The organism is Ensifer sp. R-19, from assembly GCF_049905105.1.
In the GTDB taxonomy this organism is placed as follows: domain Bacteria; phylum Pseudomonadota; class Alphaproteobacteria; order Rhizobiales; family Rhizobiaceae; genus Ensifer.
Map to the genome: position 1 here is coordinate 150,832 of NZ_CP184571.1, position 12,009 is coordinate 162,840.

11 protein-coding genes, 1 tRNA gene and 2 pseudogenes are annotated in these 12,009 nt (G+C 58.2%); 10 read left to right on the forward strand and 4 right to left on the reverse strand.

Annotated features, from left to right (window positions below):
* Nucleotides 1-153: 153 nt before the first annotated feature.
* Nucleotides 154-810: a DUF6766 family protein gene (locus ACN9MO_RS31110; RefSeq protein WP_425989106.1), complete on the forward strand. Its 657-nt coding sequence runs from the start codon at nt 154-156 to the stop codon at nt 808-810.
* Between the two features lie 369 nt (nt 811-1,179).
* Nucleotides 1,180-1,404 carry a hypothetical protein gene (locus ACN9MO_RS31115; protein ID WP_057250019.1) on the forward strand — a complete coding sequence of 75 codons (225 nt, stop codon included), beginning with the start codon at nt 1,180-1,182 and terminating at the stop codon, nt 1,402-1,404.
* A 6-nt stretch (nt 1,405-1,410) separates the two neighbouring features.
* On the opposite strand, the gene ACN9MO_RS31120 is transcribed toward ACN9MO_RS31115, so the two are convergent.
* A tRNA-OTHER gene (locus tag ACN9MO_RS31120) sits at nt 1,411-1,484 on the reverse strand.
* Between the two features lie 122 nt (nt 1,485-1,606).
* Between ACN9MO_RS31120 and ACN9MO_RS31125 the strand changes: the two are divergent.
* The 3 genes and pseudogenes from ACN9MO_RS31125 (at nt 1,607) to ACN9MO_RS31135 (ending at nt 3,800) form a co-directional block, all read left to right on the forward strand.
* Nucleotides 1,607-1,918: pseudogene (locus tag ACN9MO_RS31125) on the forward strand (sugar transferase).
* Between the two features lie 148 nt (nt 1,919-2,066).
* A pseudogene (locus tag ACN9MO_RS31130) lies at nt 2,067-2,631 on the forward strand (PIG-L deacetylase family protein); the annotation flags it as partial.
* Between the two features lie 731 nt (nt 2,632-3,362).
* Complete coding sequence (locus ACN9MO_RS31135) at nt 3,363-3,800, forward strand: hypothetical protein (protein WP_425989109.1); 438 nt, start codon at nt 3,363-3,365, stop codon at nt 3,798-3,800.
* Nucleotides 3,801-3,891: 91 nt separating this feature from the next.
* On the opposite strand, the gene ACN9MO_RS31140 is transcribed toward ACN9MO_RS31135, so the two are convergent.
* Nucleotides 3,892-4,281, reverse strand: a complete 390-nt coding sequence (locus ACN9MO_RS31140; protein ID WP_057250025.1) for a hypothetical protein — start codon at nt 4,279-4,281, stop codon at nt 3,892-3,894.
* Nucleotides 4,282-4,587: 306 nt separating this feature from the next.
* Here ACN9MO_RS31140 and ACN9MO_RS31145 point away from each other — a divergent pair, with 306 nt between their 5' ends.
* From ACN9MO_RS31145 to ACN9MO_RS31160, 4 genes are all read left to right on the forward strand, one after another.
* Complete coding sequence (locus ACN9MO_RS31145; RefSeq protein WP_057250028.1) at nt 4,588-5,481, forward strand: SDR family oxidoreductase; 894 nt, start codon at nt 4,588-4,590, stop codon at nt 5,479-5,481.
* A 94-nt stretch (nt 5,482-5,575) separates the two neighbouring features.
* Nucleotides 5,576-8,209, forward strand: a complete 2,634-nt coding sequence (ligD, locus tag ACN9MO_RS31150) for a DNA ligase D (protein ID WP_425989113.1) — start codon at nt 5,576-5,578, stop codon at nt 8,207-8,209.
* Nucleotides 8,210-8,215: 6 nt separating this feature from the next.
* Nucleotides 8,216-9,112: a hypothetical protein gene (locus tag ACN9MO_RS31155; protein ID WP_057250029.1), complete on the forward strand. Its 897-nt coding sequence runs from the start codon at nt 8,216-8,218 to the stop codon at nt 9,110-9,112.
* On the forward strand, nt 9,087-9,608 hold the full coding sequence (locus ACN9MO_RS31160; protein WP_057250031.1) for a DUF4334 domain-containing protein: 522 nt from the start codon (nt 9,087-9,089) through the stop codon (nt 9,606-9,608). Before ACN9MO_RS31155 ends, ACN9MO_RS31160 begins: the two co-directional genes overlap by 26 nt.
* Before the next feature lie 44 nt (nt 9,609-9,652).
* Here ACN9MO_RS31160 and ACN9MO_RS31165 read toward each other — a convergent pair whose 3' ends face one another.
* A complete protein-coding gene (locus ACN9MO_RS31165; RefSeq protein WP_425989117.1) occupies nt 9,653-10,465 on the reverse strand; it encodes a Ku protein in 813 nt (270 codons plus the stop codon).
* Between the two features lie 14 nt (nt 10,466-10,479).
* On the reverse strand, nt 10,480-11,373 hold the full coding sequence (locus ACN9MO_RS31170; RefSeq protein ID WP_112995772.1) for a Ku protein: 894 nt from the start codon (nt 11,371-11,373) through the stop codon (nt 10,480-10,482).
* Nucleotides 11,374-11,635: 262 nt separating this feature from the next.
* Here ACN9MO_RS31170 and ACN9MO_RS31175 point away from each other — a divergent pair, with 262 nt between their 5' ends.
* Nucleotides 11,636-11,836, forward strand: a complete 201-nt coding sequence (locus ACN9MO_RS31175; RefSeq protein ID WP_057250036.1) for a hypothetical protein — start codon at nt 11,636-11,638, stop codon at nt 11,834-11,836.
* Nucleotides 11,837-12,009 lie beyond the last annotated feature (173 nt).

Here is a 12,009-nt window from a genome sequence, read left to right on the forward strand (position 1 = left end):
GATGCTGGCCGTCGGATGGGGAGCCACTGCAGTGATCGCGTTCGCAGCGGTAGCGATGATTGCATTATAACACAGAGCTGAACGCTATCTCTGGAACAGGATGAGCAGTGCGCAGTTACATGCAAGTCGCGTCACGCCTAAAGGGGAGAAAAAATGCGCTTTCTCAGGAATAACGGGCTCTCCATTGTCTTAGTCGCTCTGTGGCTCGCCACAGTTGCGGGAATGCTATTCAGCGGATGGAGCGTTTATGCACGCGAGCTCGCCGATCACCGTTCGGCTCAGATCGGGCTGGCCGCTTACGCAAAATCTGGGCACTTCTTCTCATCGCTTTTTGAAAACTGGGAATCGGAGTTCCTGCAAATGTCGGCCTATGTGATGCTCACAGCTTTCCTGTATCAGCGCGGCTCAGCCGAATCGAAGGACCCCGACGAACTGGCGGAACAGGACGAAGGCCCTGAACTGAAGCCGGATGACACGGAAGCTCCGTGGCCGGTACGCGTCGGCGGTTTCGCGAAGTGGTTATATTCCTACTCATTGGGCCTTGCTCTCGGTCTTCTTTTCCTCCTGACCTTCGTCCTCCATCTCCTCTACAGCAGCGAGGCTGCAAATGCCGAAGCCTTGATGCACGGACAGCCAGCGGCCTCGGTTGCCGAGCATCTCGTCAGCGCGCAGTTCTGGTTCGAGTCTTTCCAGAACTGGCAAAGTGAGTTCCTTTCGACAGCCGTTATCGTCGTGTTCTCGATCTTCCTGAGATTCCGGGGCTCACCCGAATCGAAAGCGGTCGCTGCGCCCCACGGGAAAACGGGGTGAGCGACCTTGCAAGATATCAAAGGCGGGCCTCGCAGTTAATCAAACACATGCCCCCGGTGGTTGAGAGCGCCTCATTTCATCACTTGCTTATATTAAACCGGTGGGCGATCCTGCTGCCGGTGGATCATGGAGGGAAAATGATTGGCTTTACCGACAAGGAGATAGCGGCTGAGCTAAAGCGCCGTGCTGATGCGATGCAAACGCCAGACCAACGCCAGAGAGCAGCGGCGCGCAGTGCCGAGCTACAACGGATGGATCTCATATGTCTCCACTGTCGCAACCCAATGCCCTCATGGGAAGCAACCGACCCAGAGAACCCGATCTGCGATACCTGCATGGGCTGGTGACACATCGTCGTTGGAGGCGGATATGGAAAACCACTGGGCGTCACTTGAGGCTGAATATCAGGGCAACGACATTGAAGTGATCTCTACTGATCCGCTGCTTGGTCGCCTTCAACTCATGGCCGAGCAAGATGAAGTCGTTGAGGTCATGCTGGATCGCGCGACCGCGGAACAACTCCTATCTGCCCTGGTGCAGTTCCTCGCCCACGGAGAGGGCGACGACGCCACCAGCTTCTCCGCGGCGCAGTAGTAACATTGGTTCAGGCTCCACGGTTCGAACGTGGGACGTTGGTGCCAAAGGCGGATGCCTTACCGCTTGGCTAAGCCTGGTGAGATGGCAACTTGATAAATGCTTTCACTAACACCCGCCGAACGGCGTAAGAACGCGGCGGGTACGGCAGTTGCGTGCCGGCATCGGGGCGAAACCCTTTTCTATCGTCAAGTTCCGCACTATGGGCGAAGAGCGCAACGCAACCGGGCAACTCCTGCCCGACCATTTGCGCGAAACGATGTTTACGCGGCTTTTGCGACGGGTCCGCCTTGACGAACTGCCTCAGTTCCTTTGAGTCGCGCGAGGCGACATGGCCTTCGTCGGACCGCGCCCGCTTGGTCTCACCACTATTGCAGGGTTCGGCGAACTCGGACGGGTGCGTTGCCGGGTACTGCCGGGCATCACCGGCTGGGCCCAGGTCAACGGCAACACTCGACTGTCGAACGAAGAAAAACTCGCGCTCGACGTCTGGATGTCGATCATGTCAGCCTAAGGCTGGATACCCGCATCCTTTTCCTGACCGCGCTGACCTTGATCTCCGGCGAAAAGCGAAACGATAAGCATCTTAAGGAGGCGCGGCGTCATCTTGCCGAGCGATACGGTGCCTCCATACCGCCTGGAGCCGTGGAAGCAGACCGTCGATGAACACGCGCGATGAAGCAAGCAAGGCTCCGGCACAGCCTATTCCGCTCTCATTCGGTCGAACCCTGGTGATCGCACCTCACCCCGACGACGAGGTGCTAGGTGCAGGCGGAACGATTGCGCGTCTGGCCGCGGAAGGCGAGCGAGTTTTCGTGGCGATCGTGACTGAGGGGCGCCCGCCCGCCTTTTCGGCAGAAAGCGTCGCAAAAGTCCGGTCGGAAGCTAATCAGGCTCATGCGCTGCTTGGGGTGGAGGAAACCTTCTGGCTAGGCTTTGAGGCGGTCGGTCTCGATCTTGCCGGGCATTCGGCCGTCAACAGTTCGCTTTCGGGTTTGGCTCGCTCCCTGTCACCCGAAACTAGCCTTCTCCCGTTTCCAGGCGATATCCATAGAGACCACCAGCTGACTTTCTTGTCGGCGCTTGTGGCGAGCCGACCGCACCAGGAAAGCTTTCCCCTTCGTATCCTTGCCTATGAAACGCTGTCCGAGACCAACTGGAACGCGCCCTACCTGAACGCCCGCCTTCACACCGAACATCTTCGTCGACATTTCGCATCATCTCGACAACCATAATTAACCGGTTCGAAGCCTCTGCGCGTCATTCCAGCGTAACATGGCTGCCCGTGAGCTGAATGTAACCCCAGCGCTGCGTGCCGGCAGGCAAAAGCCGTCAAAAAAGTTAGGCGTGCAACTGCTCAGGCCGGTCCTTTTGCCGGAGTGGATCGCTATATCGAATACTGAAAATCTTACGCATCGAGCCATGGGGGATTGGACGCCGACAACGCGGTACAGGGCGAGGTCCGCAACGCCTCTCGAACCTTGTCGGCAGCGGACTGACGCAACCACGAGAGAAGGTAGTCGATGTTTACGCGACCGTTCAGATCTCTGGCCTGAGGTTTTGCAACTCCTAAAGGCATTTGCGCGAGAGGATCCAAACTGCGTCCGAGGAAAAAACGGGAAACCCAGCGACCGGACAACCGAAGTAAGACTAAGACCTTTGCGGCGAGCATTGGGACTGAAGTCCCATAGCGGAACCATTAGCGCCACGATACCTCTCTTAGAAGCTCCGCACGCCGGAGCGACAATCGATGAATTTCTAGCCTCGCATGCTTTCAAATGCAGACAACCGGGGCCAGAATCGACCCTGACCATGGCCCCTTGACTACCTCACCGGCTCCTCAGGGAGCCGTTTTTTTGGCTGGTGCGAGTTTGACTGTGGGTCTCAGTCAGGGGCAAAGGCAGTTCGTTGCCCACCGCGCTAAGTGCGTTTTGCGTACGAAAAGCCGTGGAGACACTATGATCACGCGTCGGATGATCCTGACAGCATTCTGGCCGGCAGTCTGCATCCTCGCCATCTCTTTGCCCTACAGCCTCGAAATGTCCAGCGCCGGGCTTGCGGTCGTCAAGACGGGCGCCTTCGCTGGCAATGGTAATGGAGGCGGGGGCGGAAATGGCGGGAGTGGTGGCGGCAGCGGAGGTGGGAATGCTGGCGGCAACAGCGGTGGGAATTCGAAATGCAGTGACCGCTCCAATTCCAACAGCGAGCGTTCCAACAGCTCCGGTCGTGGGAACGCAAAGGCAAATGGGCAGGATGTCGGCGTTCGCCACCAAGGCGGCATTACCGAAGAGATTGTGAATGGCCGCTACATCATGAAGGATGGCCGCGGACGCACCATCATCAACCGCCGCGCGACGGCAAACGATAGAAAACGGATAGATTCATTCTTGCATTAGGTGAGAATAGGCGCACGGGGCCGGTTGCGCTTGCTTCGGCTACGGCTGTGCGATTGTCCTTTGAGTACGATCTTTTGCACTGTCTGGGGGATCACGTGTCTGTGTCGGGAGATCCCGCCCGTCCGGTGGTGATAGAACTTCCAGTGGCGGAAAGTGGATCGCTGGCGGGAAAGGAGTTCTTCAATCCTTCGTCGAGCTGCTCTTCCAACGTACCGGTGTCCTTGGCGCTACGAGCACTTCGCAATGATTCAACGGCAGGCGAGCCGATAACGTCAGGTTCATCGGCCCTGTCGCTCTCGACGTCACCGAATGTGGCCACTTGCACCATCAGGGCCTTCGCCTTTGCCACGGCGGCATCGACGCCTAGATCGTCCGGCGAGCTTTCCAGACGGACAGAAATCACGTCGCCGCCTTCTGCGACCCATTCGACTGTCATTATGCCGCCTGGATCAGATAAAACCTGTTGCCCGACAATGTTCATTGTGGCTGCCTCCATTTAGGACCAAGACTAGAACCCGTTTGAGCGTCAGTTGTTCCGAGCTTCCGATGGATCGGCGGTTTCAACGGGGTCCTGCAGCACGAGGATCTTTTTGGCCCAACGCAATGGCAGTCAAGCTCCCTAGCCATCCGGCCTGCAACCGTCTCCGCAGACCGAGAGCTGTAAACGGTGCGGGAGGGCCGCCTGCAAGCGCCACCGTCGTCATCGTAGGCCTTGATCGTCCTGCCTTGTCGGAACCCCAAATCAATAGACGAGTTTATTGCGTATACATCACGTGAGGATTGCCCAATGACCGATCGTCTGACTATGCAGGACCCCCGAATGCAATACCCCTCGCCACCCTTCGAACCGCAACCGCAACCCGCGCCAGGTCTCGTTGGCGAAATGCATCCCAAACCTGATCATGGCGAAGAAACGTACCAAGGGGCAAATCGGCTGAAGGGGCGGAAGGCCCTCATCACCGGCGGTGATTCAGGTATCGGACGCGCCGTAGCGATTGCGTTTGCGCGTGAGGGGGCAGACGTCGCCATTTCCTATCTGCCGGAGGAGGAGCCGGACGCACGAGAAGTCATAGATTTGATCGAAGCGGAGGGGAGGAAGGCCCTGGGTTTGCCCGGCGACGTGAAGAATGAAGATTGGTGTCGGGAGCTGGTTTCGCAAACGCTGCGGGAGCTTGATGGGATTGACATCCTGGTGATCAATGCGGCTCGCCAACAGTTTCGCAAAGACGTGTCGCTTGTAACGTCAGAGGATTTCGACGCTACGCTGAAGACCAATCTCTACGCATTGCACTGGATTGCTCAGGCCGCCGAGCCTTACCTACCCCCCGGCGCCTCGGTGATCACCACAGCATCCATTCAAGCCTATCAACCCTCTCCAATTCTGCTCGACTACGCCACAACCAAAGCGGGGATCGTCGCGTATACCAAGGCGCTTGCAAAGCAATTGATCGGAAAAGGTGTTCGGGCCAACGTCGTGGCTCCAGGACCGTTCTGGACAGTTTTGCAGCCGAGTGGCGGACAGCCTGACGAGAAGGTGAAGAATTTCGGAAAGGATAGCGATTTCGGCCGGCCCGGCCAGCCGGTGGAACTGGCCCCCATCTACGTGTTTCTCGCCTCGCAGGAAGCAAGCTTCGTTAACGGCGAGGTTTACGGTGCGACCGGTGGCAAAGGCGTAGACTGATGCCTCGACGGCCTTCGCTGCTTCGGACCGGCTTTGGAGCGGGCCTTGCTGACATGACCAGCGCAGGGCGGAAAACAATCTGTGAGCGATGTCGATGACTGAAGACAGACTATCGACCTACAGGAACAAGCGCGATTTCCGGCGAACGCAGGAGCCGAGCGGCAAGGCACATGTCGCATCTTCGAACCGCCGGCGCTTCGTCATCCAGAAGCACGATGCCACGCGACTGCACTACGACCTGAGGCTGGAGCTGGACGGTGTCTTCAAATCCTGGGCTGTTACCAAAGGGCCTTCCCTCGACCCACATGACAAGCTGCTCGCCGTCGAGGTCGAGGACCACCCGCTCGATTATGGCGACTTCGAAGGGACGATCCCGAAGGGCCACTATGGCGGGGGGACGGTCATGTTGTGGGACCGAGGCTATTGGGAATTCGAGGGGGAAAAGTCTCCAGAGGCGGCGCTGAAGAGAGGAGACTTCAAGTTCTCGCTGGACGGAAACCGGCTTCACGGCAGTTTCGTGCTCGTCCGCATGCGCAACGACCGGGCTGGCGGGAAACGATCAAACTGGCTGCTGATCAAGCACCACGACGATTTTTCCGTCGCGAAAGACGGCGCCAAAGTGCTGGAGCAGCATACGACTTCCGTGGCTTCCGGCCGAAAGATGGACGACATAGTGAATGGCAAACGCCGCAAGCCGAGCGCCTTCATGCAGACAAAGGGCGCGGTCGAGGCGGATGCGGTCTGGGATAGCAAGCAAGGTTTAGCGTGGGTAGAACCGAAGAAGTCGCGAAAGCGGCTGGCAAAGTTGCAGGACGGAACTCTGCCGGATTTCATCGCGCCGCAGCTTTGCGAAACGGTCCAACGTCCACCGGCCGCTGACAACTGGTTGCACGAGATCAAGTTCGACGGCTATCGAATCCAATTGCGCGTCGTTGACGGCATGGCAACGCTAAAAACCCGAAAAGGGCTTGATTGGACTGGCAAATACAGGGAGATCGCTGAAGCCGCATCCGCATTGCCGGATTGTATCATCGACGGCGAAGTCTGCGCGCTCGATGAAAACGGCGCTCCGGATTTTGCCGCACTCCAGGCGGCACTATCTGAAGGAAGGACCGGCAATCTCGTCTATTTTGCCTTTGACCTCCTGTTCCGTCACGACGAAGATTTGCGAGCCGATCCGCTCGCCGAACGCAAGGACCGCCTGCAGGTGGTACTCGGCGAAGCCGGAAACAATCCTCGACTTCGTTTTGTCGAGCATTTTGAGACAAGTGGAGATGCGGTGCTTCGATCCGCGTGCAAGCTGTCCCTGGAGGGCATCGTCTCCAAACGCGCCAACGCTCCCTATCAGTCGGGCCGGACCGACACCTGGGTCAAATCCAAGTGTCGCGCTGGCCACGAAGTGGTGATCGGTGGCTATGCGAAGACCGATGGTCGGTTCAGGTCCCTCTTGGTTGGCGTCTACCGAAGCACCCATCTCGTTTACGTCGGTCGTGTCGGCACGGGGTTTGGTGCGAAGAAAGTTGCAAGCTTGCTTGCCAAGCTGAAACAGGCGGAAGTCGAAAAATCACCCTTCACGGGCATTGGCGCACCGAAGAAGGGAAGCGAGATTGTCTGGGTAAAGCCGGAACTTGTTGCCGAGATTGAGTTCGCAGGATGGACGGCGGATGGGCTTGTTCGGCAGGCTGCCTTTAAGGGGCTTCGCGATGACAAGCCGGCCATCGAAGTGAAGGCCGACAAGCCAGCGTCGCCCGCAAAAACGCCGACACCGGAAGCGACGCGAACGTTCAAGTCGACCTTGTCCCGCAAAGGGCAAAAAGCAGAGATCATGGGTGTCCTCATATCCAGCCCCGACAAACCCCTCTGGCCGGACGCCGGCGACGGTGAACCCGTCACCAAGGAAGATCTTGCTCGTTACTACGAGGCCGTCGGGACCTGGCTCATCGATCACATCCGGGGGAGGCCCTGCTCCATCATCCGTGCGCCTGACGGAATTGCCGGTCAGCAGTTCTTCCAGCGCCACGCGCTGCCCGGTACTTCAAACCTTCTCGAACTTGTGACAGTCTTTGGAGACAAGAAGCCATACTTGCAAGTTGATCGTGTAGAGGGCCTCGCCGCGATCGCGCAAATCGGCGGCATCGAACTCCATCCCTGGAATTGCAAGCCCGGTCGTCCCGAAATTCCCGGACGCTTGGTGTTTGATCTCGACCCCGGACCCAATGTGCCATTCTCCGCGGTTGTTACTGCGGCAAGGGAAATGCGCGACCGGCTCGATGATCTCGGCCTTGTCAGCTTCTGCAAGACGACAGGTGGCAAGGGGCTTCATGTTGTCACGCCGCTTGCGGTTGGAAATCGCAAGCGGCTCTCATGGACAGAGGCCAAGGGGTTTGCCCACGACGTGTGCCGGGAAATGGCTGAGGACAATCCGGATCTATATCTGATCAAGATGACGAAGAGCCTGCGGGAGGGGCGTATTTTCCTCGACTATCTGCGCAACGATCGAATGGCTACGGCAGTCGCCCCACTGTCACCGCGAGCCCGGCCCGGTGCGACGGTATCGATGCCTCTCACGTGGACACAGGTGAAGTCCGATCTCGACCCGAAGCGTTTCACCGTGCGCACGGTGCCGGCGCTGCTTGCGAAAACCATCGCGTGGAAAGATTACTGCGACAGCGAGCGGCCCCTCGAGCAGGCAATAAAGCGTCTTGCAAAGGCCAAGCAGGCAGCGTGATCTGTCATGAACAAGAAAGACGATGCCAAGCCGTCAGAAGGCGCCCGCATTGGCGCAACCACCGACCTGCCGCACGATCGCGTAACCGTCGAACGGTTTCGCGAAGCGTTTCCGCGGGCGCGGTGGAGCGACCGACTGAATGCCTGGTTCGTGCCAGGCCGCACGGCTGAGCGACGGATCGGACGCTGGCGGGCGGAGTTGGAGGCGCAAGAAGACATTTTTGCCGACGAGAAGGGCAGGGACGCGTTCGTATTCGAGCCGATCGAAAGCCGATATCTTAACGCAGGCGCCACGGCATTGGAGATCCGCACACCCTACTCACGGTCTATCGTCAACGAGATCCGCGAGATACCTTATGCGCGATGGGATGCGGATCGCCGCCTTTGGACCGTACCCTATCGTTCGCTCTTTGAACTTCGTCAACGCTGGGCGGACATTGAAGCCGAGGCCGAGCGCAGCGAACCTGAAGCAAGGAAAGCGCGTAGAGACGCGTTGAAAGGTACGGAAGAGGAAGAGGACTCGAAGGCAAGGGCGAGGGAAAGGCGTCGCAAGCGCTACCCGATATCCTTGGGTCACAGCCCGCCCTTTGAGCGCGCGATCGCCACGCATGTTGGAGTGGTCTTCTTCACCGGGACCAACGGGGAGCTTGCGGATGCCGGAACCGTCAGCGATTTCTATTTTCCGGCTCCGGATGACGACTTGTTTGTCTGGGCTACGTGGCGGCGGGGCTCACTGGAGGAGCTTGTAAGAACCTGGCCCGAAAGAACGCCACCCACATCGGCCGACCTTAAACGCGGGTGGTGGTTTCCGATGCTTGATGAGTTGCGACAGGCGCGCCGCGAAGCCCGGTCAAAAACGAAAGCCGGAAGGCGCAATAGTGAGAAGAGCCAATCCGGTGGATGACCAGCAACGGGCAGTGGAGCGATTTCGCCGGCTGTCACCTCTCGAACCATGTGAACTCGAGGGCCTCTGGATGGGCCGGGGAATTCCGACTGGTCATCCCTTCGACGGCGTGCTGGAGAACCTTGGCTGGTTCGGCAAACGGTTTAATTCAGACCTGCGGGCAGACGCATTGCTCTTTCGCGCTGGAGGTCGAAGGCTTCGGGCCATCGATCCGAAATGGGTACCGCTGAACCTTGCGCTTCGCTTTCATAAGTTCGGAAGAACGCGGCTTGCCCGCACGCTTTTTTCCTGGGTCCAGCGCGGTTTTCAAGCCAAAGGCCCTGTCGCCTCGCTTAAGACGATGACGTTTGAGGGCGCGGCAAGTGCGGCCCTCATCTATGACGATCAGCCGATCATCGACCATTTTCGCAGGATCGATCAAAACGTAATCATGGGACTAATGGCCATACGAAATGACGATCGCTTGTTTGCCTTTGAGCTGGAGCGAATGACCTAAAAGGTGCCTCGGTTCGCCGGCTGTGGCGGAGCGTTGCGCGGTGGTTATTTTCGCCCGCGACTTTCCGCTGCGACCGACTTTTTGAGAGCATCCATTATGTTGATGACGTTGTTCGGCGTTGCTTGCGAACTCGATGATCCGGGCTTTGCCTTGGCGGGTCTCTTCATGGCCTTCTTTTTGGCAGCAATAATATCGACCAGACGTTCCTGCACCGGGTCGGCCACCATTTTGGGGTTCCAGTCCTTTGTCAGCTTCTTTATCAGTCGCTGCACGAGCGGCATCATCTCGGAGTCCGCCTTCACCTCGCTGGCTGCGGTAAAATAGGCGGCTTCACCACGAACCTCGTCGCCGTAGCGCAGCGTCCACAGAACAATGCCCTTGCCACGAGGCTCAAGCATGACGGCACGTTCGCGGCGCGAGATGACCAGCCGTGAAATGCCGACCATTTTCTGGGCCTCCATCGCGTCGCGAATGACGCAGAAAGCCTCCTCGCCGACCGGTTCATTCGGAGACAGGTAGTACGGGGTATCGAGCCAGATCCATTCGATACTGTTTCGCGGGGTGAACGTCGAAATATCGATGGTCCTGGTGCTGTCCAATGCGACGGTCTCGAGCTCCTCATCCTCGAGGAGGACGTATTCGTCTTCCCCGCGCTGGTATCCTTTGACCTCGTCTTCTTCCTTGACCTCTTTTCCGGTTACCGCGTCGACGAAGCGGCTCTCAACGCGATTTTGGGTTTCGCGATTAAGCGTATGAAAGCGAACCTTCTCGCTTTCTGATATCGCCGGTATCATCTGGACCGGGCAGGTTACCAGTGAGAGCTTCAGATAGCCTTTCCAGTAGGGGCGAACAGCCATGTCTCAATCTCCTGTCAGCTGGCCTGGCGCGACGGCGCCGCCGGCTTCGACTTGGCAGAGGGTTTTTCCGCCTTTTGTCGGGAGGCGCTTGTGTTGGCATTGGCGGCTTTTCGTTTGGACTTCGACTTGCTCGCACTGAGGCCGGCACTCTCGCGAAGCGCCTTGAGCAGATCGCCCGGCTTGGATGCGATGGGCGCCTTCTTCTTCGGCAGAGAACGCCCCTCGATTTTCGCTTTCACCAGTTCAGCGACGGCCGCCTCGTAACGGTCGTCGAAAGCACCGGCATCGAAACTGCCCTTCTTGGTGCGAATGATGTGCTCTGCAAGTTCGAGCATCTCGCCCTCGATCTTCAGGTCGGGAAGGCCGGCGAAGGCTTCCTCCGACGATCGCACTTCGTAGTCGAAATTCAGGGTCGCAGCGATCAGCCCCTTACCATGTGCCCGTATCAGGACGGTTCGCATCCGACGGAAAAGCACGGTTTTGGCGATCGCCGCGACCTTCGCCTTGGACATCCCATCGCGAAGGAGCGCGAAAGCTTCGCCCCCCGTCTTGTCGGGGGCAAGGTAATAGGGCTTGTCGAAGTAAGTGGTGTCGACTTGTGAGCAAGGAATAAACGCCTCGATCTTCAGGGTCTTGTCGCTGTCGGGGACCGCAGCGGCAATCTCCTCGGGTTCAAGCACTACATATCGCCCGTCATCCACCTCATAACCCTTCACCTGGTCGTCGGCGTTGACCGGACGTCCGGTCTCGCTGTCGATAAACTCGCGCTTGACTCGATTTCCGGTTTTTCGGTTGATCGTGTTGAAGCTGATGCGTTCCGACGATGAAACGGCCGTATAAAGCGCGACCGGGCAGGTCACTTCCCCGAACTTGATATAGCCTTTCCAGTTCGCTCTTGGGGCAACCATGACACCAATCCTCCAGATCCGAATAAGGCTCAACCCTGTCAGCGGACAAACGTTCCACGCCTCTTCACGTCGACCTGGTCTGCGTCTTACTGGATGCGGTTAAGGGCTGGATTGGAACTATAGGAGCTGCTCTGTAACCGAGTGGGGTCTTTGTGGTTCCGTGAGGAACAGGAGCGGCGAGGGCATTTCCGAACTCGCCCGATGCTCACCAAAGAAGCAAGCGCAGCGCGGAACCGCTCGGAGTTCCGGTCGTTGTAGCTTCATGGCCGGCACACTCGAAACCCATGAACGGAAACTGGTCGCAATTCTGCGCGCTTCCGCCAGATTGCATTTTGTTGACGACGACAAGGCAGACGCCGAAGTCGAGCGGGTGCTGCGCTTAGCAATCAGAGAAGCCGAAGCCGGCCGCTCCCGACTCGATAAGAAACGGTGGCTTCTCCGCATGATGCACGTGCCATCGTGAGCTGAATTCGCGATCAATGTCGCTGCCTGGGTTCGGCATCTTCCTGGTCAGTCGAATAGCAAATTCGTGGTGATAGGAAGGCATTTCATTCGTGCATGCTTTCCCTAACGCGCCTGCACGACAACCCCGAAAGAAAGGTCAAATGTTCAGGCTGCCACAGCTCGCGCGAGCGA